At 70.7% G+C, this 20,829-nt stretch carries 21 protein-coding genes; 8 read left to right on the top strand and 13 right to left on the bottom strand.

Going from position 1 to position 20,829, the window contains the following annotated elements; genetic code table 11:
• Window positions 1–14 precede the first annotated feature (14 nt).
• From ACTOWL_RS25835 to ACTOWL_RS25825, 3 genes are read left to right on the top strand one after another with little or no spacing between them, the layout of a single operon-like run.
• Window positions 15–1,055 carry an ABC transporter permease gene (locus ACTOWL_RS25835; protein WP_441324159.1) on the top strand — a complete coding sequence of 347 codons (1,041 nt, stop codon included), beginning with the start codon at window positions 15–17 and terminating at the stop codon, window positions 1,053–1,055.
• Window positions 1,055–2,020, top strand: a complete 966-nt coding sequence (locus tag ACTOWL_RS25830; RefSeq protein ID WP_441324158.1) for an ABC transporter permease — start codon at window positions 1,055–1,057, stop codon at window positions 2,018–2,020. The genes ACTOWL_RS25835 and ACTOWL_RS25830 overlap by 1 nt, the downstream gene beginning before the upstream one ends.
• Window positions 2,021–2,022: 2 nt before the next feature.
• Window positions 2,023–3,534, top strand: a complete 1,512-nt coding sequence (locus ACTOWL_RS25825; protein WP_441324157.1) for a sugar ABC transporter ATP-binding protein — start codon at window positions 2,023–2,025, stop codon at window positions 3,532–3,534.
• A 353-nt stretch (window positions 3,535–3,887) separates the two neighbouring features.
• On the opposite strand, the gene ACTOWL_RS25820 is transcribed toward ACTOWL_RS25825, so the two are convergent.
• Together ACTOWL_RS25820 and gloA are read right to left on the bottom strand one after the other, a co-directional pair.
• On the bottom strand, window positions 3,888–4,532 hold the full coding sequence (locus ACTOWL_RS25820; RefSeq protein WP_441324156.1) for a hypothetical protein: 645 nt from the start codon (window positions 4,530–4,532) through the stop codon (window positions 3,888–3,890).
• An 82-nt stretch (window positions 4,533–4,614) separates the two neighbouring features.
• The gene (gloA, locus tag ACTOWL_RS25815; RefSeq protein WP_441324155.1) at window positions 4,615–5,019 is read right to left on the bottom strand and encodes a lactoylglutathione lyase; all 405 of its coding nucleotides are present in this window, start codon (window positions 5,017–5,019) and stop codon (window positions 4,615–4,617) included.
• A gap of 158 nt (window positions 5,020–5,177) precedes the next feature.
• Between gloA and ACTOWL_RS25810 the strand changes: the two genes are divergently transcribed.
• Window positions 5,178–6,620 carry an FAD-binding oxidoreductase gene (locus tag ACTOWL_RS25810; RefSeq protein WP_441324154.1) on the top strand — a complete coding sequence of 481 codons (1,443 nt, stop codon included), beginning with the start codon at window positions 5,178–5,180 and terminating at the stop codon, window positions 6,618–6,620.
• A 4-nt stretch (window positions 6,621–6,624) separates the two neighbouring features.
• Window positions 6,625–7,407: a FadR/GntR family transcriptional regulator gene (locus ACTOWL_RS25805; RefSeq protein ID WP_441324153.1), complete on the top strand. Its 783-nt coding sequence runs from the start codon at window positions 6,625–6,627 to the stop codon at window positions 7,405–7,407.
• On the opposite strand, the gene larB is transcribed toward ACTOWL_RS25805, so the two are convergent.
• From larB to ACTOWL_RS25790, 3 genes are read right to left on the bottom strand one after another with little or no spacing between them, the layout of a single operon-like run.
• Window positions 7,373–8,050, bottom strand: coding sequence for a nickel pincer cofactor biosynthesis protein LarB (gene larB, locus ACTOWL_RS25800; protein ID WP_441324152.1), 678 nt, complete (start codon window positions 8,048–8,050; stop codon window positions 7,373–7,375). The genes ACTOWL_RS25805 and larB overlap by 35 nt on opposite strands.
• Complete coding sequence (locus ACTOWL_RS25795; RefSeq protein ID WP_441324151.1) at window positions 8,047–8,850, bottom strand: hypothetical protein; 804 nt, start codon at window positions 8,848–8,850, stop codon at window positions 8,047–8,049. Before ACTOWL_RS25795 ends, larB begins: the two co-directional genes overlap by 4 nt.
• Window positions 8,847–10,034, bottom strand: a complete 1,188-nt coding sequence (locus tag ACTOWL_RS25790; RefSeq protein WP_441324150.1) for a LarC family nickel insertion protein — start codon at window positions 10,032–10,034, stop codon at window positions 8,847–8,849. The genes ACTOWL_RS25795 and ACTOWL_RS25790 overlap by 4 nt, the downstream gene beginning before the upstream one ends.
• Window positions 10,035–10,162: 128 nt before the next feature.
• Here ACTOWL_RS25790 and ACTOWL_RS25785 point away from each other — a divergent pair, with 128 nt between their 5' ends.
• On the top strand, window positions 10,163–10,918 hold the full coding sequence (locus ACTOWL_RS25785) for a FadR/GntR family transcriptional regulator (RefSeq protein ID WP_441324149.1): 756 nt from the start codon (window positions 10,163–10,165) through the stop codon (window positions 10,916–10,918).
• Window positions 10,919–10,925: 7 nt separating this feature from the next.
• On the opposite strand, the gene larA is transcribed toward ACTOWL_RS25785, so the two are convergent.
• The 6 genes from larA to ACTOWL_RS25755 all read right to left on the bottom strand — a co-directional run bounded on the left by larA (window position 10,926) and on the right by ACTOWL_RS25755 (window position 16,888).
• Window positions 10,926–12,215, bottom strand: a complete 1,290-nt coding sequence (gene larA / locus ACTOWL_RS25780) for a nickel-dependent lactate racemase (RefSeq protein ID WP_441324148.1) — start codon at window positions 12,213–12,215, stop codon at window positions 10,926–10,928.
• A gap of 20 nt (window positions 12,216–12,235) precedes the next feature.
• Entirely contained in the window at window positions 12,236–12,967 is a 732-nt protein-coding gene (locus tag ACTOWL_RS25775; protein ID WP_441324147.1) for an ABC transporter ATP-binding protein, read from the bottom strand.
• On the bottom strand, window positions 12,964–13,680 hold the full coding sequence (locus tag ACTOWL_RS25770; protein ID WP_441324146.1) for an ABC transporter ATP-binding protein: 717 nt from the start codon (window positions 13,678–13,680) through the stop codon (window positions 12,964–12,966). Before ACTOWL_RS25770 ends, ACTOWL_RS25775 begins: the two co-directional genes overlap by 4 nt.
• A gap of 3 nt (window positions 13,681–13,683) precedes the next feature.
• A complete protein-coding gene (locus tag ACTOWL_RS25765; RefSeq protein WP_441324145.1) occupies window positions 13,684–14,703 on the bottom strand; it encodes a branched-chain amino acid ABC transporter permease in 1,020 nt (339 codons plus the stop codon).
• Complete coding sequence (locus ACTOWL_RS25760) at window positions 14,700–15,569, bottom strand: branched-chain amino acid ABC transporter permease (protein WP_441324144.1); 870 nt, start codon at window positions 15,567–15,569, stop codon at window positions 14,700–14,702. The genes ACTOWL_RS25765 and ACTOWL_RS25760 overlap by 4 nt, the downstream gene beginning before the upstream one ends.
• 107 nt (window positions 15,570–15,676) lie before the next feature.
• On the bottom strand, window positions 15,677–16,888 hold the full coding sequence (locus ACTOWL_RS25755) for an ABC transporter substrate-binding protein (protein WP_441324143.1): 1,212 nt from the start codon (window positions 16,886–16,888) through the stop codon (window positions 15,677–15,679).
• Between the two features lie 273 nt (window positions 16,889–17,161).
• Here ACTOWL_RS25755 and ACTOWL_RS25750 point away from each other — a divergent pair, with 273 nt between their 5' ends.
• Together ACTOWL_RS25750 and ACTOWL_RS25745 are read left to right on the top strand one after the other, a co-directional pair.
• Window positions 17,162–18,148: an aldo/keto reductase gene (locus ACTOWL_RS25750; RefSeq protein WP_441324142.1), complete on the top strand. Its 987-nt coding sequence runs from the start codon at window positions 17,162–17,164 to the stop codon at window positions 18,146–18,148.
• Window positions 18,149–18,161: 13 nt separating this feature from the next.
• Complete coding sequence (locus ACTOWL_RS25745) at window positions 18,162–19,022, top strand: amidohydrolase family protein (protein WP_441324141.1); 861 nt, start codon at window positions 18,162–18,164, stop codon at window positions 19,020–19,022.
• Between the two features lie 13 nt (window positions 19,023–19,035).
• On the opposite strand, the gene ACTOWL_RS25740 is transcribed toward ACTOWL_RS25745, so the two are convergent.
• On the bottom strand, window positions 19,036–19,827 hold the full coding sequence (locus tag ACTOWL_RS25740) for an SDR family NAD(P)-dependent oxidoreductase (protein WP_441324140.1): 792 nt from the start codon (window positions 19,825–19,827) through the stop codon (window positions 19,036–19,038).
• A gap of 29 nt (window positions 19,828–19,856) precedes the next feature.
• Window positions 19,857–20,829: ABC transporter permease (locus ACTOWL_RS25735; protein WP_441324139.1), on the bottom strand; the 973-nt coding region annotated here is incomplete at its 5' end.

The following is a 20,829-nucleotide window of genomic DNA, read 5'->3' as shown; positions in this document are numbered from 1 at the left end:
CCAGAGTCCGACCGATGCATGCCGAAGACAGCGCCCCGTCCCAGATCGGGTCTCCGCAGGCGACGCCGCGCGGGGCGTCCGGCCGGCCGCGCTTCTGGCTGACCAACGAGTTCGGCCTGATCGTGCTGATCGCGGTGTTCGTCACCGCCTTCGGCCTCCTGACCCCCGGCTTCCTGTCGCCGTTCAACCTGTTCGCGCTGGGCCGCACCGCCGCGATCAATGTCATGATCGGCCTGTCGATGATGGTGGTGATCGTCACCGGCGGGCTGAACCTGGCGGTCGGCGCCATCGGCGCCTGCGCCGCCATGGCCTGCGGCTGGCTGATCCAGGATGCCGGCCTGCCCTGGCCGCTGGCCATTCTCGGCGGGCTGGCGATGGGCGCGGCGCTGGGCTTCGTCAACGGCTGGACCGTCGTCCGTTCCGGCCTGCACAGCTTCATCATCACCCTGGCCAGCATGAGCATCTTCTTCGGGCTGATGATCTTCCTGACCCGGGGCGAGTCCTATCGCGAGCTGCCGTCGGTGTTCTCCAGCTTCGGCCGGCTGCGCATCCTGGACGGCACGCTGTCGCCGCTGCTGCTGGTGGCCGTCGCCGTCGCCACACTGCTGGTGGTGCTGTACCGCTACACCGTGGCCGGCCGCGAGATGCTGGCCGCCGGCGCGAGGCCGGAGGCCGCTTCCCTGTCCGGCGTCCGCGTCGACCGCGTCTTCATCTATTGCCACATGCTGTCGGGCCTGCTGGCCGGCATCGCCGCGCTGATGCTGGTGGCGCGCAACGGCGCCGCCCTGCCCTCCATGGCCGGGCAGCTGGGGCAGGATTGGCTGCTGCCCGCCTTCCTCGGCCCGGTGCTGGGCGGGACGCTGCTGTCCGGCGGCCGGGTGTCGGTGGTCGGCACGTTCCTCGGCGCCTTCCTGGTGACGCTGCTGACCAGCGGCCTGCTGCTGCTGCAGATCGGCGAATTCTGGGTCCAGGCCTTCCTGGGCCTGCTGCTGCTTCTGGCCGTGCTGATGGACATGGCGCGTCGCTCGTTCCTGGCGCGCCGGAGGATGGTGTGATGATCTCCCGCTATGCCCGGACCGACTGGTTCGGCCCGTTGCTGGTCACGGTGCTGGCGATCGTCATCGTCGGCGCCTTCAACCCGTCCTTCCTGTCGCCGCTGAACATCCAGGTGCTGCTGCTGGCGATCTCGGTCAACGCGCTGATCGCGTTCTCGCAGATGATCATCATCGCGGTCGGGCAGATGAACCTGTCGGTCGGCGCCATCGGCGGACTGGCGGCGATCAGCTTCGCCGGGATGATGCAGGTCTGGGGCCTGCCCGCCCCCGTGGCCGCCGTGCTGGCGCTGCTGATCGGCGTGGCCGCCGGGATGGTGAACGGCGCCTTCATCGCCTGGACCGGGATCAGCGCCTTCGTCATCACCCTGGCCAGCCTGTCAATGTTCAAGGGCATCAACCTCGGCATCACCCAGGCCCAGCCCTTCTACGGCATCCCGGATGCGGTGAAGGCCTTCGGCAACACCACCTTCATCGACCCGCTGCCCTGGCTGGTGCTGCCGACGGCGCTGGTGGCCGTGGGGCTGTGGTTCCTGCTGAACCGCCAGGCGCTGGGCCGCTTCATCCTGGCGGTCGGCGGCAATTCGCACGCGGCGGAGCTGTCGGGCATCTCGGTCGGCTTCACCGTCGTGGCCGCCCATGCCATCTCCGGCCTGCTCGCCGCCCTGGCCGGCATCATGCTGGTGGCGCGGCTGCAGATCGGCCAGCCGACGATCGGCGACGACTGGCTGATCCTGTCCTTCGCCGCGCCGGTGATCGGCGGGGCGGTGCTGTCCGGCGGCCATGTCAGCGTGTCGGCGACGCTGCTGGGCGTCGTCATCGTCGCGATCATCACCCAGGCCCTGGTGCTGTTCAACATCGACCCCTTCCTGGTCCAGGTCGTGCTCGGCGTCCTGATCCTGTGGGCGGTCGGCATCAACCGCCTGCGCGAGCTGCGGCTGCGCAAGGCCGTGGCGGCGGGGGCGTGACCATGGCGGTGTTCGAAGCGCTCGGCGTAGCCAAGTTCTTCCCCGGCGTGAAGGCGCTGCAGGGCGTCTCCCTGACCCTGGAGCCGGGATCGATCCACGCCCTGCTGGGCGAGAACGGCGCCGGCAAGTCGACGCTGATCAAGATCATCACCGGCGTGCACCGGCCGGATGAGGGTCAGCTGCTGCTGGACGGCAAGCCGGTGGAATTCGGCGGCCCGCGCGACGCCACCGCCCACCGGATCGGCGTGGTGCATCAGGAGCGCAACCTGATCCCGCGCTTCTCGGTCGGCGAGAACATCGCGCTGGAGCAGCTGGCGGCCCATCCGCTGCGCCGGGTCGACTATGCCAAGGTGAACGCCGACGCCCGCCAGTGGCTCAAGGTGCTGGACCTCGACATCGACCCGCGCATCCCGGTCTCGCGGCTCAGCGTCGCCAAGATGCAGCTGGTCGAGATCGCCAAGGCGCTGTCGCTGAAGTCGCGCGTGCTGCTGCTGGACGAGCCGACCGCGGCCCTGACCCCGCACGAGACCGACATCCTGTTCGGCCTGCTGCGCCGGCTGCGCGACGAGGGCGTCAGCATGCTCTTCGTCAGCCACAAGCTGGAGGAGGTGCAGGCGATCTGCGACCGGGTGACAGTGCTGCGCGACGGCCGCAACGCCTGCGAGAGCCGGTCGATGCAGGGGCTTGGCCGCCAGGACCTGGTGCGGCTGATGATCGGCCGGGCCGAGCTGATCGCCGACTGGCCGGCGCGCGACCACTCCCAGGCCCCAGCGGCGCTGCGGCTGCAGGGTGTGTCGACCAGCCTCGGCCATCGCGGCGTCGACCTGACCTTGCGCCGCGGCGAGATCGTCGGCCTGTACGGGCTGGTCGGGGCCGGGCGGACCGAGCTGGCGAAATGCATCCTCGGCCAGTTCCCGGTCACCGCCGGCACGGTCGAGGTCGAGGGCAAGCCGGCCAGGATCCGCGACGTCGCCGACGCCATCCACCGCGTCGGCATCGGCTATGTCAGCGAGGACCGGAAGCAGGAGGGCCTCGTGCTGATGCACACGGTGCTGGAGAATGCCGGCATCACGGTCTGGCGCCGCCTGGCGGGCCGCTTCGGCTTCCTGACCGACGGCATGGTGCGGGCCAAGACCGAGCCCTTCATCAGGCGGCTGGCGGTGCGCACCCCGTCGCTGAACCAGTTGGTCGGCAACCTGTCCGGCGGCAACCAGCAGAAGATCAGCGTCGCCAAATGGCTGGCCGCCGGGGTCAAGGTGCTGATCGTCGACGAGCCGTCGGTCGGTATCGACATCAAGACCAAGGCCGAGCTGCACGAGCTGCTGCGCGAGCTGTCGGAGACCGGCACGGCGATCCTGCTGATCACCAGCGACATGCCGGAGATGATCACCCTGGCCGACCGCATCGTGGTGATGAACGCCTACCGGATCGAGGGCGAGATCACCAACACCCGCGACTACCGGGCGATGAGCGAGGGGATCATGAACCTGATCCACCGGGTCGAGGCGGCTTAGAGCGGAATGAAGTGAGGTCGAGTCCCGGCGTCCTCCCCTCACCCAGAGGCGCAAGCGCCTCCGGCCTCTCGCGCAGGGCGAGGCCTTTTCAGAATACCGCCGTTCGAGCCAATCCATCCCTTCTACTCTCCCCCTCCCCTCGCGGGAGGAGGTTAGGGGGAGGGGGTTTTCACCATCAAGGCCGGCCTGAGCTCTGACGCTTCCGCCATGACGGCGAGGCCTGTCCTCCGCGCATTCGCGCGCGGACGCGCGCAGACCCCTCCCCCAACCCCCTCCCGCAAGGGGAGGGGGAGTGTGGAAGGCTGCGCTCATCGATGCTGAAAGGTTGTGAAGACGGCGAGTGCGCGAGCGGCTTACCCCGTGTCCGGCGGCTTGGGCTTGCGGCGGTCGACACCGGCCGAGCGGGGTGCGGGCGCATCCTCAGGATCGTCCTCGCCGTCCTCCGACGGCAGGAAGCCCAGCTCCTCCATGGCCACGTCGGCCATCTCCAGCCAGCGCTCCACTTGCACCGGGAAGCCCCAGCGCCGGCACAACGCCGCCACCGCGACCGGGGCCCGGCTGGCCTCGATCAGCTCCAGCACCTCCGGCCGCTCCAGCTGCTCGCGCACCTCGGTGACGCGGCGGTTGATCTCCTCATTGTCCTCGGACGCCTCGTAGGCCGCCGCCAGCATCGCCAGCTTCACCCGCAGATCGTGAAAGTCCTCCTGCGCCGCCTCCCGCTTCGCCGCGGCCTTGCGACGCTCGTCGACCTGCTGCGACAGCTTGTCCTTGAGCAGCAGGGTCAGCCGCACCGAGCGCGCGACGGTGGCGATCCGCTGGCAATAGTCAACGCCGGGCTGCGGTGCTTGCAACGCCTCCTGCTGCGTCGCCCGGGCGATCGACATCTGGATCTCGACCAGCTCCGCCAGCACGCGCAGATCCGCCGCCCCCGCTTCCGCCGGAGCGGCCGGGGCTTCCGAAACCGAATCGGTCTGCGCCTTGTTCATAGAACGTAGCATGAACAAGATCGCAGATTAATACAAGTGTACAATGTGTTTACAACGGGATGAACGTCGGCCGCCCGCCGGAATCGGCCGGGGGTCAGCCCCTTGTGTCGAGGTCGATCAGCTCGACCTTGTAGCCGTCCGGGTCCTCGATGAAAGCGATGTGGGTGGTGCCGTGCTTCATCGGGCCGGGCTTGCGCGGGATCTTCGCGCCCGCCTGCTCCAGCGCCGCGCAGACGCCGTGGATGTCGCGCACGCCGAGTGCCAGATGGCCGAAGCCGGTGCCGATCTCGTACGGCGTCGCCTGGTCCCAGTTGTGGGTCAGCTCGACCACCGTGTTGTCGTCCTCCGCCCCGTAGCCGACGAAGGCCAGGGTGAAGCGGCCCTCCGGAAAATCCTCGCGGCGCAGCAGCTGCATGCCGAGCAGCCTGGTGTAGAAGGCGATCGATGCCTCCAGGTCGAACACCCGGATCATCGTGTGCATCATCTGAAAGCGGCTCATCGGGTCGTCTCCAGGCATGGGTTCGGCGCGCGGCATCGGAGGCGGTGCCGACATCAGGCGGGCCGTCATCGAGGTGCAATCACGGCTTGATGGCTACAGTAACTTGTATGATAACAGGACGACAGTATTTTCTGCCCACCACGAGTCAGAGGCCGCAATTGACCACATCCTCCACCCCGACGCACGCCGACGCGATCGCCGCGCTGCGGGACATCCTGCCCGGCGACGCGCTGCTGACCGGAGAGGAGGAGATGGCGCGCTACAGCCGCGACTGGTCCGGCGACCATTTCGGGACGCCGCTGGCGGTGGCCCGGCCGCGGTCGGTCGAGGAGGTCTCGGCCCTGATGCGGCATTGCTGGCAGGCCGGGCTGCGGGTGGTGCCGCAGGGCGGGCTGACCGGGCTGGTCGGGGCCGCGGTGGCGGCGCCGGGCGAAATCGTGGTCAGCCTGGAGCGGATGAGCGCGGTGCGCCAGATCAGCCCGATCGACTTCGCCATGGTGGTCGAGGCCGGCTGCATCCTGGAGGATGCGAAGACCGCCGCCGACGCGGTCGACTGCCTGCTGCCGATCACCTTCGGGGCGCAGGGCACCTGCCGGGTCGGCGGCAACGTCTCGACCAATGCCGGCGGCTTCAACGTGCTGCGCTACGGCATGACCCGCGACCTGGTGCTGGGGCTGGAGGTGGTGCTGGCCGACGGCCGCGTCTGGAACGGGCTGAAGGTGCTGCGCAAGGACAATCGCGGCTATGACCTGAAGCAGCTGTTCATCGGCGCCGAGGGCACGCTGGGCATCGTCACCGCCGTCGCCTTCAAGCTGTTCCCGAAGCCGACCCAGGTCGAGACCGCGCTGGTCGGCCTGGCCTCGGTCGAGGATGCGATGGAGCTGTACGCCCGGGCCCGGCGCGGCTGCAGCGACCTGCTGACCGCCTTCGAACTGATCCTGCGCGACGGCATCGAGGTGACGCTGCGCGCCCGGCCGGACTTCCCCGACCCGCTGGCGCAGGTCTACCCCGCCTATGTGCTGATCGAGGCCGCGGGCGGCGGCACGGTCGATCTGCGCGGGCTGATGGAGAGCTTCCTGGGCGGCGCCGACGACATCATCCGCGACGGCGTCATCGCCTCCAGCCGCGCCCAGGCCGAGCGGCTGTGGCTGTATCGCGAGACCATGGTCGAATCCCAGGGCCGCGGCGGCCGCTACCTGCGCACCGACGTGTCGGTGCCGATCTCCCGCATCGCCGACTTCATCGCCGCGGCGCTGCAGGCGGTGCGCGGCAAGCATCCGGAGGCGATGGCCCTGGCCTATGGCCATGTCGGCGACGGCAATGTGCATTTCAACGTGATCCCGCCGCAGGGCCAGGACCCGGCGGCGATGGACGCCCTGTTCCACAGCGCCGAGGCGCTGATCTTCGGCGCGGTCGACCAACTGGGCGGCAGCATCAGCGCCGAGCACGGCATCGGCCGGGTCAAGCAGCACGCCTTCCTGGAACGGATCGACGCCGTGTCGCTGGACCTCGCGACCCGGCTGAAGCTGGCGCTGGATCCCACGCGCATTCTCAGCAACGGGCGTATCCTGCCGGAAGACCCGGGAGTCCAGAACGGATGATGCCATGACGCTGAAGCTCGACAAGGTCAGCCGCGGACCGCATCTGCCGACGCTGGTCGCCAGCTCGATCTCGCGCGAGATCGCCCGCGGCCGGCTGAAGCCGGGCGACCAGCTGCCGACCGTGCAGGCCCTGGCCGAGACCTTCGGCGTCAGCCGCAACGTGGTGCGCGAGGCGATCGCCCGGCTGGGGTCGGAAGGGCTGGTCTGGTCGCAGCAGGGCCGCGGCGCCTTCGTCTCGGAGGCGCCGAAATCGACCGTGCTGAAGATCGACCACGCCACGCTGGGGCAGGATGGCGACGCCTTCCGCAGCCTGTTCGAGCTGCGCGGCGCGCTGGAGGTCCGTGCTGCCGCCCTGGCCGCCGACCGGCGGACGGCCGAGGATTTCGACGCCATGCAACGGGCGCTGGCGACCATGACCGCCTCGCCCTATGGCAGCGTCGCCTGGCTGGAGGCCGACCTGGACTTCCACCGCGCCATCGCGGCGGCCACCCGCAACGACTATCTGGTGCAGTTCATCGGCTTCGTCGCCCAGCGGGTGCGCGAGAGCATCCTGGCGGCCGGCGACCAGCACCCGTCCGAGGACATGGCCCAGGCGACGCTGAGCGAGCACGACCGCATCCTGGCGGCGATCGAGGCCCAGGACGGGGTCGAGGCGCAATGGGCGATGCAGGCCCATCTGAACGGCGCGGCCCAGCGCGTCGGCCTGCCGCCGGACGAGACCGCCCTGCCCTCGCCGCGCCGCAGCGGGAAGGCTACGGCCGCTCGCGCAGGCGGCGGGCGCCGTTGACCAGGCGCAGCGCGGCGCAGGCGGCGCCGTAGCCGTTGTCGATGTTGCAGACCGACAGGCCCGGGGCGCAGCTGGCCAGCATGGCGTCGAGCGCGGCGCGGCCGCCGGCGGCGACGCCGTAGCCGACCGAGGTCGGGACGCAGATCACCGGCCCGGCCACCAGCCCGCCGACGACGCTGGCCAGCGCCGCATCCATGCCGGCGACGACGATCAGCACCGGATGGGCGCGGATCTCGTCCAGCCGGTCGGTCAGGCGCCACAGCCCGGCCACGCCGATATCGCTGAACAGGCTGGCCTGCTGCCCGGCATGGCGCAGCGTCCGCTCCGCCTCGCGCGCCACCGGGATGTCGGAGGTGCCGGCCGACAGGATCGCCACCTGGCCCGTCGCCACGACCGGCCGCAGCGGGCCGAAGAAGCCTGTGCGCGACACCGGGCAATAGTCGATGCCGCCGCGATGGCCCGGCGACAGGGCCTCCAGCTTGGCCGCATCCAGCCGGGTCAGCAGCAGGCCGGCCCCGGCCGCCTCGGCCAGGTCCAGGATCACCGCGATCTGGGCGGCGGATTTCTCGCCGCAATAGATCGCCTCGTCCTGGCCGATCCGGCCGCCGCGGCCGAAATCGAGGGTGACCTCGTCCCGGCTCATCCCGGCACCCCGACGAAGGCGCTGCCGACCCGGTACGGGGCGAAGGCCAGCGGCCGCGACGCGGCGGCTTCCGGCAGCACGGCGCGGATCGACGCTTCCAGCGCCGCCGCCCCGTCCTCGTCCAGCCCGGCCAGGCTGCCGGGGTCCAGCTCGACCACCAGCCCGGCGGCGCGGACCCGGCAGCGCACCGTCCGCGGCCGCAGGCGGTCGGCGACCAACTGCTCGACCGCGTCGATGGTGCGCAGCATCTCCGGCTCGATCGGGATCAGGGTCTCGACCCGGCTCGACAGGCAGGGCGAGGCCGGCAGCTCGGCCAGGTCGCCGAGCCCGAGGTCGCGCGCCAGGGCCCGCAGCCCGGCCTTGCCGATCCCGGCCTCGACATAGGGGTGGCGCACGCCGTGCTCCCTCGCCGCGTCGAGGCCCGGCCGGTATTCGCCCAGATCGTCGAGATTGGTGCCGGAGACGATGGTGCCGGCGACCCGCCCGGCGATCGCGCCATACAGGTTGGTCTTGCAGAAATAGCAGCGGTTCACCGGGTTCTCGCGATAGCGCGGATCGGCGAACTCACCGGCGTCGAGCACGGTCAGGGCCCAGCCCTCGCGCCCGGCCCAGTCGCGCACCCGCGCGGTCGCCAGCGGCGGCACTGCCGGGGACACGGCGTGGACCACCGTCACCGCGCCGGGGCGTCGGCGATGCGCCAGCACGGCCAGGGTCATGCTGTCGACGCCGCCGCTGACCGCCACCGCGACCGGGCCGAGCCCGTCCAGCACATGCTCGAGCCGCATCCGATCCGCGCTCATGACTCGTCCACCGCATCCTCCGCCGCCCGGCGCCGGGCCTTGCGCGCCGCATGCCCGTCCAGGTCGGCCACGTCATCCGCCTCGGCCTTGGCCGTCCGCCCGCCGGGCCGGTCGACCGCCTTGACCCGCAGCGTGCGGCCCCCGGCCGCGACCTCGACCATGCGCCGCGGCAGCACCGCCCGGGCCTGGACGGCGTGGCGCAGGCCGATCGTCGTGGTCTCGGCGAAGCACAGGCGCAGCACCTCGTCGCGTGCCTCCGGCTGGGCCAGCAGGCGGAGATGCGCCATCATCCGCCCCTTCTTGCCGAAGACCGGGGCCTGGACCACGTCCAGCACCGCCGGATGGGCCCGCAGCCGGTCCAGCGCCAGCGCCAGCTCCTCGCCCGACTGGTCGTCGATCTCGCACTCGACCACCAGCACGGCATCCGCCTCGAAGCCCGGCGCCTCCGCCGGATCGAAGCGCAGCACCCGGACGCAGTTGCTGAGGCCGGGCAGGATGCGCGTGCCGAAGCCGATACCGGTCCCACCCAGGATCCGCGGCTGCGCTGGCCGCGCCGCGTCGCCGCAGAGATGGCGCAGGATCGCGGCGCCGGTCGGGGTGACGCGCTCGCCGCCGACGCCGTCGTCGATCACGGCGAAGCCCTGCAGCAGCAGCGCCGTGGCCGGGGCCGGCACCGGCAGCGGCCCATGCGCGCTGCGCACCCGGCCGGAGCCGAGCGGCACGGTGCCGACGGTCCAGCGGGTCGCCCCGGCCGCGGCGATCAGATGCGCGGCGCCGACGATGTCGGCGATCGAATCCCAGGCCCCGACCTCGTGGAAGCCGACCGCCTCGACCTCGACGCCATGCACCCGCGCCTCGGCCTCGGCCAACAGCCGGAAGATGGCGATGGCGTGGCCGCGGACCGCGGGGTCGAGCTCCGACGCCTCCAGCCCCTCGCGGATCCGGCGCCAGGCGACATGGTCGTGGCCGTCCCCGTTCCCGCCCGGCCGCTCGACCAGGAAGCGCCGGCCGGCCAGCACGCCGTCATTGTGCGGCGCCAGCCGGGCGGTGACGCCGGCCAGCAGCCCGCCGGTGCGGGCCAGGCTGTCGTGCAGCCCGGCCTCGTGCTCCGGCAACAGGTCGAGCATCGCGGCGATGAACATGTCGCCCGCCAGGCCGCCGACCAGATCGAGATGCAGCTCCATGCCCGGACTGTTCCAGATTGGCGGCGGGTTCACAATGCGGCCGCCGCGGCGCCGGGATCCGCAGCCTTGCGCCGCGCCGCCGGCACTGCGATCCTGCGGGCCGCAAGGCGTGTGACCTGAAGGATGATATGAGCGGGGATTCCTCGGCTTTCGCTGCGATCCGGAAAGCCCCCAACCTCACCGCCGGCCTGGTCGAGACGCTGGAGGCCCGGATCGCGTCCGGCGACCTCGGCCCCGGCCAGCGCCTGCCGACCGAACAGGCCATCGTGACCGCCACCGGGGTCAGCCGCACCGTGGTGCGCGAGGCCCTGGCCTCGCTGCGCGCCCGCGGCCTGATCACCACCCGCCAGGGGCTGGGCGCCTTCGTGGCCGAGACCGCGCCCGCCCGGTCCTTCGCCATCGATGCGGAGAAGCTGCAGTCGATCGGCGACGTGCTGCAGGTGCTGGAGCTGCGGCTGAGCATCGAGGTCGAGGCCGCGGCCCTGGCCGCCGAGCGGCGCAGCCCGGAGGAGCTGGACCGCATCGAGGCCGCGCAGGCGGCGTTCCTGGCCGCGATCACGGCGCCGGGGGCCGATGCCGAGACCGTCGGGCTGGGCGAGGATCTGGCGGTTCACCGCGCCATCCTGGCCGCCACCGGCAATGCCTATTTCGCCCGGGTGTTCGACGTCTTCAACGTGGTCATGCCGCGCCAGCGCATCCCGGTCGCGGCCCTGTCGCAGGCGGAGCGCGAGCGCCATCTGCGCCGGGTGGGGCAGGAGCACGAAGCGATCCTGGCCGCGATCCGCGCCGGCGACGCCACCGCCGCCCGCCGGGCGATGCGGGTGCACCTGACCCGCGCCCGCGACCGCTACGCCGCCCTGCGGTCCGAGGCCAAGGCGCCCTGACGGGCTCTCACCCCGCCGCATGGTACGGGATGACGTACGGGCCTTCCGGAATGATCGCGACCGCCGGGTCGTTCGCGCGGGCCACGCTGGCGGCGATGGCGGCGTCGAGGTCGTCGACCAGCGCCGTGCCGGTGATGCCGCGCTCGGCCGCGCCGAGGCCGGTGGTGTAGAGCTCGACCCGGCCGAGGCGCAGCGACTTCAGCTGCATCTCGGTCTGCCATTCGTCGATCTCGGCCAGCGACTTCGCCGTCAGCGTCGCCAGGAACCGCTCCGGCCCCAGCTCGACCAGCCGGGTCTGGGCCTCGCGGAACTCGGGCGAGCCGAAGCCCTCGGAGCATTCCGAGGCGATGATCAGCGTGCCGCCCGGCGCCAGGATGTCGAGCGGCGTCACCATGCCCTTGATGGTCTGGTAGTAGGTCTTGTCCAGCGGATAGCCGGCCGAGGAGGTCACCACCGTCCTGAACTTGCGCGGCACCGGCACGCGGGTGGCGCCGCTGACGAAATCCACCGCCGCGGCGTGGCTGGCGATGATCTCGCCGAAGGTGACGCAGACCAGGTCGCGGTCGTCGTCCAGCACGGTGTTGAGGCCGTAGACCTCGCCCAGCATGCCGACGATCTGCAGCTGCTCCTCATGCAGCGGGTTGCCGACCAGGTTGCACTGGACCGCGAGCGGGTCCTCCATGAACCGCGCCGAGTGGAAGGTGCGGATGGTCTCGTGATGGGCGACGCCGGGGGCGATCACCTTGCGGCCGCCGGACCAGCCGGCCATGAAATGCGGCTCCACCAGCCCGGTGGCGATGCGCAGATCGGCCTCGACGAATTGCCGGTCGATCCGGACCGGCGTGCCGCGCGTCGCGGTGCGGCCGAAATCGACATGGGCGGAATCGTCGCGGGCGTCGTGGTTGTCGACCCGGACATGCTCCAGCACCCAGGGGTCGCCCACCAGCTCCGCCAGCTCCTCGCCCAGATTCGGCCGGTGCAGGCCGGTGGCGACCAGGATGCTGATGCGGTCGAGCGGGATGCCGGATGCGACCATGGTCTCGACCATCGGCCGCAGGAACAGGCGGTTCGGCACCGGCCGGGTGATGTCGCAGATCAGGATGCAGGCGCTGCGCCGGCCGCGCGCCAGCTCGGCCAGGCCGGGGGCGCCGATCGGCTGGGCCAGCGCCTGGCGGATGGCGGCCTGCGGGTCGGGCAGCTTCGGCAGCGCCTGCTTGCGCACCACCGTCGCCTGCGCCCCCGCCGGCAGGCGGATCGGCAGATGGCCGCGGCCATAGGAGAGGGTCAGTGTGCTCACGGTGCTGCTCCGCTTCGGCTTCAGGCGGAGGCCGCTGGCGCCCCGCCGAGATAGAGGTCCCGCATCAGGTCCGCATTCCTCAGCTCGGCGATCGGCCCCGAGGCGACGACGCGGCCCTGCTGCATCAGATATCCATGCGTGGCCACGCCCAAGGCAAGCCCCGCATTCTGCTCGACCAGCAGGATCGAGGCCCCGAACCGCTCGCCGATGGCCAGGATGATGGCCTTGATCTCCTTCACCATCAATGGCGACAGGCCCAGCGATGGCTCGTCCAGCAGCAGCACGCGCGGCCGCGCCATCAGGCCGCGGGCGATCGCCAGCATCTGCTGCTGGCCGCCGCTGAGCGACCCGCCCTTGTCCCGGCGCTTGGCGGCGAGGATCGGGAAGAACGCTTCCATCAGCCGGATATCGGCATCGACCGCCGTCTGGTCGCGCCTGGCATAGGCGCCGAGCCGGAGATTCTCCTCCACGCTCATGTCGGCGAAGATGCGCCGGCCTTCCGGCACCAGCACCACGCCCTGCTTGGCCATGACGTCCGGCGGCTGGCCGGTGACGTCGCGGCCGTCGAAGACGACGCTGCCGCCGCGCGGCTTGACCAGCCCGGCGATGGTGCGCAGGAGCGTGGTCTTGCCGGCGCCGTTGGGACCGAGGATGGTGGCGATCTCACCCTTGCCCAGGGCCAGCGAGACGTTGCGGTTGACCGTGGTCGGGCCGTAGCCCGTGGTGACGCCGGAGACCTGCAGCAGCGTCACAGCGCACCCCCCAGATAGACTTCGAGCACCTTGGGGTCGGCCAGCACCTCGGCGGTCGGGCCGTCGGCGATCTTGCTGCCGAAATCCAGCACCACCAGGCGGCGGCACAGGCGCTGCATCAGGCTCATGTCGTGATCGATGACGCAGACGCTGATGCCGTGGCCGGGCAGCTGCCGCACCAGCTCGACCAGCGCCGTCGTCTCCTTGTCGTTCAACCCGGCGGCAGGCTCATCCAGCAGCAGCAGCGCCGGCCGCGTCGCCAGCGCCAGGGCGATGCCGAGCAGGCGCAGGCTGCCGAAGGGCAGCACCCCGGCGGTCTCGTGGCGCAGCGCCTGCAGGCCGACGAAGCCGATCAGGTCGTCCGGCGTCGGCCAGGGGAAGTCCCCCGCCGACCGGCAATGCTCGGTGGCGATCTGCACATTCTCGAACACGCTGAGGCCGGGGAAGGCCATGGCCTGCTGGAAGGTGTGGGCGATGCCGGCATGCGACACGGCATGGGCCGGCACGCCGGTCATGTCACGGCCGCGCCAGGTCACCGTGCCGGCGGTCGGCTTGTGCACGCCGGTGATGACGTTGAACAAAGTGGTCTTGCCCGACCCGTTCGGGCCGACGATGCCGAGGATCTCGCCCTCGACGATGGTCAGGTCGACCCCGGCCAGGGCGGCGACGCCGCCGAACTGCTTGCGCAGGCCGCGGATCTCGAGCGCGCCCATCCCTCAGCCCTCCCGCCCGGCGCGGGCCGGCTTGCTGGCGGCCGGCCGCTCGGCCGGGTCGCGCTGCGGCACCAGCCGGCGCCACAGGTCGAGCAGCCCGCCGATCACGCCGTTCGGCAGCAGCAGGATCACCGCGATCAGGCAGATGCCGTAGAGGATGCGGGACTGCACCGGGTCGAGCGAGAACAGCTCCGGCAGGAAGGCCACCAGGATGCCGCCGGCCAGGGGCCCGAGCAGCAGCCGGGCGCCGCCGATCATCACCATCAGCGCCAGGTAGATGCTGGGGAAGGAGGCGAACTGGCTGGGCGAGATGTGGCGCAGGAAATAGGCCAGCAGCACGCCGGAGATGCCGGCGAAGACACCGCTGACGACGAAGGCGCCGATCTTGTGCCGCCCGACATTGATGCCGAGCGAGGCGGCCAGCTTCTCGTTCTCGCGGATCGCCCGCAGCGTGCGGCCGTAGCGGGAATGGACGATGGCCCAGCTGGCGATCGCGGCCAGCGCGACGAAGCCGAGGGTCAGCAGGTAGAATTGCGGCAGCGGGTCGAGCCCGATTCCGAACAGCCCCACCGGCTGCCCGAGGTCCAGCCCGGTGGCCCGGCCGGTGAAGTCGCCGCCATTGGTCAGGACGATGGTCAGCAGCTGGCCGAAGGCGAAGGTCAGGATCACGAAATGATGGCCGCTGACCCTGAGCGACGGGAAGCCGACCACCGCCGCCAGCAGCGCCGTGGTCGCCGCGGCGCAGGGCAGCGCCGCCCAGAAGTCGAGGCCGAGGTCGCGGGCCAGGATGGCGGCGGTGTAGGCGCCGACGCCGACCAGCGCGGCATGGCCCATCGACAGGATGCCGGTCTGGCCGAACAGTACCGACAGGCCATACAGCGCCACGATGTTGATGCCGGCGGTGATGGCCAGGGACAAGAGCCGGTTGCTGGGGCCGAGCGCCGGCACCAGCGCCAGCAGCGCGAACAGGACCAGCGCCAGCACCAGTCCCCTGAGGGGTGATCGGGAATGCATCGAGATCATGTCACTCTGGGGCCGGAGGTGCCGCCGAACAGGCCGTGCGGCCGGACCAGGAGCACGATGATCATCAGGGCGAAGGAATAGGCGTCGGTCCATTCCGACAGGCCGTAGCCGGCGCTGAAGCCTTCGACCAGGCCGAGGATCAGCCCGGCGACGACCGCGCCGGTGAGGTTGCCGAGGCCCCCGATCAGCGCCACGGCGAAGCCCTTCATCACGATGGTGCCGCCGGTGAACGGCGTGATCGGGAACAGCGCGATCAGCAGGGCGCCGCCGAGGCCGGCCAGGGCGCTGCCGAAGACGAAGACGCCGGTGATGTAGCGCCGCACGGGGATGCCCATCAGCGCCGCGGTGTCGCGGTCCTCGACGCTGGCGCGCAGGGCGCGGCCGTAGCGGCTGCGGGTGATCATGAAGAAGGTCAGGGCCACCACCGCGGCGGTCACCACGATCACCATCACCCGGACCGCGGCGATGCGCACGCCGCCGACCTCCCAGATCGTGGTCAGCGGCCGCGGGATGCTCTTCTGGTTGGCGTTCCAGAACAGGATGACGATGTGCTGCAGCACCACGATCAGGCCCAGCGACACGATGAAGCCGTTGGTCGGCCGGTCGAGGGTGAAGCGGAACAGCCCGCGCTCCAGCACCAGGCCGAGCAGGGCGACGGTGGCGATGCCGGCGACCAGCGCCAGCGGGAAGCCCCAGCCGGCGCCGACCGCCAGCCAGGTGACGATGCTGCCGACCATCAGGAACTCGCCATGGACGAAGTTGATGATGCCGGTCAGGCCGAAGATCAGCGTGACGCCGACCGCGATCAGCGTGATCACGCTGGCGATCGACAGCCCGTTCAGGATCTGCTGCAGGAGGATGTCCAAGGCGGGTCCCGGTGCGAGAGGGCCGGCCTGCCGGAGGGCGTCGGGGAGGGTGGAGGAGCCCTCCGGCAGGCCGGGACCGGCGGCGGTGGGGACGCCGCCGGAACGGATCACATCGGCGCGTCGGCCGGCGGCTGCTGCATGGCGCAGGAGATCTTGCCCTCCGGGTCGGCGACGCAGACCTCGGTGGCGTGCGTCACCTGGTGGTGGGCGTTGAAGCTGAGGTCATCCGACACCACGCCCTGGTGGTGCAGCACCAAGAGCGCGTCGACCACCTTGTCCGGGTCGAAGCTGCCGGCCTTGGTCCAGGCCTCCGCCAGCATGTGGACGTAGTCGTAGTAGAGCAGCGAGACCGAGGAGGTGACGCCCTTCGGCGCGCCGGCCGCGAAATAGGCGTCGAAATAGGCCTTGGCCTTGGCGTTGGAGGATTCGCCCCAGCACACCGGCACGCAGCTCATCGCCACCGGCACGTCGGCCGACAGCCCCCGCTCCTTCCAGATGCCGGGGTCGACGCCGAACAGGAAGTAGCTCGGGGCGACGGCCAGCTCCAGCGCCTGCGGCAGCGCCGTCAGCGTCGAGTCGCCGTTGTACCAGAAGTGCACCACGTCCGGATTCAGGCTCTTGGCCCGGGTCAGGATCGGCGAGAAGTCGGTGGTGTCGGGCGGGTAGAAGATGATGTCCGGCACCTCCTGCCCTTCCGCCTTCAGCGCCTTGATGTAGTAGGAGGACAGGAACTGCCCGGTGGCGTCGTTGCCGACGATGATCACCGATGTCTTGATCGGATGGTCGACCAGCGGCTGCAGCAGGCTGAGCACGCCGCGGGCGGTGCTGCCGCTGCGCTGGAACTCGCGCGGCTCGGACTGGAACAGGTAATGGGCCTCGCCGCCCGGGGCGACCGCCGCGTCGGTCAGGATGGTGTCGAGCGTGCTGTTGCCGGCGAAGTGCAGGATCTTGGCCGGCTGGGTGATCTTGGCCATGGCCAAAGTGAAGTCGTGCGACTCCGACCCGAAGATCGCCTTCACCCCGACGTCGCGCACCAGCTCCTGCGTCGCCGCCACCGCGGTGCCGATGTCGGTGCGGTCGTCGCGGCGCACCAGCTCGATCTTGTAGGTCTTGTCGCCGACCTTCACGCCGCCGGCGTCGTTGATCTCCTTCACCGCCAGGCTGACGCCGGCCGGCAAAGTGTGGCCGGCCGAGACGAAGGAGCCGGATTCCGCCGCCACCACGCCGATCTTGACCGTGTCGTCGGCCGCCATGGCGGGCCCGGCCAGCGCAATGGCCGCCAAAGCGAGAAGCAGATGTCCTCTGGAGAATGTCGTCATCGAGCGGGGCCTCCCTGAATTGTCTGTTGATTACACTGTTATCATACAACCATACGATCTGATTTGTCCGATCTGTCAAGGGCCGCCGTCGGAGAGCAGGCTGGGAGGAACGATCCCGCGCGGATCCGCCAGCGACGAGGCGGACCACGATCGGCATGCACCGTTCGCCGGCCGATCCGGAGAAGTCCCTTGCCAGAACATGGACGGTTGTATGATAACCCTGCGACTTGATTGAATCAAGGCAACGGACCCGCGCAGGAGATGGAGGCGAGGATGCGAAGCAGGGACTTCGGACGGACCGGCCGCAAGGTCAGCGAGATCGGCTTCGGCGCCTGGGCGATCGGGGCCAGCTGGGGCCATGTCGACGAATCCGATGCGCTGGCCGCGCTGCACGAGACGCTGGATGCCGGCGTCACCTTCCTCGACACCGCCGACGTCTATGGCGACGGCCGGTCGGAGCAGCTGATCGCGCGGGTGCTGAAGGAGCGCGGCGGCGACCGCCCCTTCGTCGCCACCAAGACCGGGCGCCGCCTGCCGAAGCAGGAGGTCGCGGGCTACAGCCTGGAGACCATGTCCGGCTTCATCGACCGCAGCCTGAAGAACCTGCAGGTCGATACGCTGGACCTGGTGCAGCTGCACTGCCCGCCGACCGAGCTGTACTACCACCCGGAAGTGTTCGGGTCGCTGGACCGGCTGGTCGAGCAGGGCAAGATCCGCAACTACGGCGTCAGCGTCGAGCGGGTCGAGGAGGCGCTGAAGGCGATCGAGTATCCGGGCGTCCAGAGCATCCAGATCATCTTCAACATCTTCCGCCAGCGCCCGGCGGAGCGGCTGTTCGCCCGGGCGCAGGAGAAGCAGGTCGCGATCATCGCCCGGGTGCCGCTGGCCAGCGGCCTCTTGTCCGGCAAGTTCCGCGCCGACACCAGGTTCGAAGAGACCGACCACCGCCAGTTCAACCGCAACGGCGAGGCCTTCGACGTCGGCGAGACCTTCTCCGGCGTTCCCTACGAGAAGGGCCTGGCGGCGGTGGAGCGGGTGCGGCCGCTGGTCGGCGGCGACACCACCATGGCCAGGTTCGCGCTGCGCTGGATCCTGATGTTCGACGCCGTCACGGTCGCCATCCCCGGCGCCCGCAACGGGGCGCAGGCCCGGTCGAACGCCGAGGCCGCCGCCCTGCCCGCGCTGCCGGCGGCGACGATGGCCGAGCTGCGCGCCATCTACGACCAGGACATCAAGCCCTTCGTGCATCAGCGCTGGTGAGGGGAGCGGGCCCGTGGCCATCATCATCGACTCGCACCAGCATTTCTGGGACCCGGACAAAGGCGACTATGGCTGGCTGAGCGGGCCCTTCGCCCCGATTCGCCGGGTGTTCGCGCCGAACGACCTGCGGCCGGCGCTGCAGGGCAACGGCGTCGCCGGCACCGTGCTGGTGCAGACCTGGAACGACCTGGGCGAGACCTGGGACTTCATCCGCACCGCCGCGGCGACGGATCTCGTCGCCGGGGTGGTCGGCTGGGTCGACCTGACCGATCCGGAGGTCGGGCAGGTGCTGGCCGAGCTGAAGGCGGCGCCGGAGGGGCGCTGGCTGGTCGGCATCCGCCACCTGATCCATGAGGAGGCGGACCCGAACTGGCTGCTGCGTGACGACGTCCGCCGCGGCCTGCGTGCGGTGGCCGATGCCGGGCTGGTCTACGATTTGGTGCCGAAGCCGCCGCATCTGCCGGCGGTGCTGCGCACGGTGGCGGATTTCCCGGACCTGCGCTTCGTCCTCGACCACATCGCCAAGCCGGACATCAAGGGCGGCGGCTTCGAGCCCTGGGCGGCGCTGATGCGTGGCTTCGCCATCCACCGCGACCATGTCTGGTGCAAGCTGTCGGGCATGATCACCGAGGCCGACTGGGAGCATTGGTCGCCGGACGACCTGAAGCCCTATGTCGCCGAGGCGCTGCGCATCTTCGGCGTCGACCGCTGCATGTTCGGCACCGACTGGCCGGTCTGCCTGGTCGCCGGCAGCTACGGCCAGGTGGTCCGGGCGCTGAGGTCCTGCCTGGAGCATCTGACCGAGGCCGAGCGGGACCAGATCTTCGGCCGCTCGGCGATCGAGGCGTACCGGCTGCCCGCCCTGTACGACTGACAGGGCCCGCCGGCTATAGCGTCTTCAGCATCCCGCCATCGACGAAATAGGTCGATCCGACGCTGTAGCTGGCCTTGTCGGAGCACAGGAAGACGAAGAAATGCGCCAGCTCCTGCGGCGTGCCGAAGCGCTTGATCGCGGCGTGCTCGTCGGCCACGCCCTGCAGGTAGCCTTCCCAGTTGCCGCCGCTGTCGGCGGTCAGCTGCTTAGCGGTCTTGATCCAGTCCGGCGTCAGGATCAGGCCCGGGTTCACGCAGTTCACCCGGATGTTGTCCTTCACCACTTCGGTGGCCAGGGTCTTGGAGAACATCATCAGCGCCGATTTGGTGACGTTGTAGATCGGCTCGTACCACAGCGGCTGGACCGCGCAGATCGAGGCGTTGTGCAGGATCACCCCGCCGCCGCGCCGCTTCATGCCCGGCACCAGGCCGCGCGCCAGCCGCACCGCCGCCATCACGTGCAGGTCCCAATAGGCCTGCCACTTCTCGTCCGGCGCCTCCAGGATGGTCTCGTTCGACCCGGTGCCGGCGTTGTTGATCAGGATGTCGGCGCCGCCGAACTCCCGCTCCGCCGCTGCCACCAGCGCGTCCGTGCCCGCGCTGGTGGCGACGTCGCAGGCCACCGCCAGAGTGCGCACGCCGTGCCGGTCCGCCATCGCCTTGGCCTCGGCCTCCAGCCTTTCGGCCTGGCGGGCGGCCAGCACGATATGGGCACCCTCGGCCGCCAAGCCTTCGGCGACCGCCAGGCCGATGCCGACGCTGGCGCCGGTGATGACGGCGACCTTGCCGCCCAATCCGAGATCCATTTGGCTGCTCCCCTGCCCCTCCCCGGGGCCTACTTCGCGATCAGGATCTTGCCGCGGTCCAGGGTGATGGCCACGGCAAGGATGAGGACGGTGCCGAACACCATCTGCTGGGCGAAGATGTTGACGCCGAGGAAGGTCATGCCGATGCGGACGACCGAGACGGTCAGCGCCCCCACCAGGGTGCGGCCGATGCCGCCGATGCCGCCGGTGATCGCCGTGCCGCCGACCAGCACGGCCGAGATCGCCGGCAGCAGCAGCTGGTTGGCGACGGTCGGCGACCCGCTGGCCAGCCGCGCCGACAGCAGGATGCCGGCCAGGGCGGCGAAGGCGCCGGACAGGACGAAGGCCAGGATCTTATGCCGGTTGACCCGGATGCCGGCCGCCCAGGCCGCCGGCTCCCCTGCCCCGATCGCCAGGCTGTAGCGGCCGAAGCGGCTGTAGCGCTGCAGATAGACGCCGATCGCCAGGGCGACGACGCCGACGCCGATGATGTTCGGCACGCCGGCGGTGCTGCCGGTGATCCAGTCCAGCAGCGCCCGCGTCTCGGCCGGGATGGCGATGTTGCGGGCGTCGGAGATGTAGAGCGCGACGCCGCCGACCACGCCGCCCGTCGCCAGGGTGGCGATGAAGGACGGCACCCGCAGCCGGACATGGACGACGCCGCTGACCAGGCCGGCCGTGGCGCCCGCGGCCAGCGCCACGGCGAAGGCGCCGACGCCGATCCGCGGCAGCAGCAGGGCGACGATGACGGTGGACAGCGAGGCCACCGCCGGGATCGAGAGGTCGATGCTGCCGAGCAGGATGACGAAGGTCACGCCCGCGGCCAGGGTGAACAGGGTGGTGGTGTCGGCCAGCACGATCAGCAGCGTGTCGGGCGAGCCGAAGCCCGGCTCGACGATGGCGATCGCCACCACCAGCAGCAGCAGGAACAGCGCCGGCGCGGCGCTGCGCACGGCCGCGGGATCGAGCAGGCGGGTCATGGCGCGGCCTCCGCCCGGAGCC

It is taken from the genome of Inquilinus sp. CA228, assembly GCF_052078665.1.
Taxonomy (GTDB): Bacteria; Pseudomonadota; Alphaproteobacteria; order DSM-16000; family Inquilinaceae; genus Inquilinus.
The sequence above is the reverse complement of the archived record's forward strand: the minus strand, read 5'-3'. Positions and strand labels throughout refer to the sequence as shown.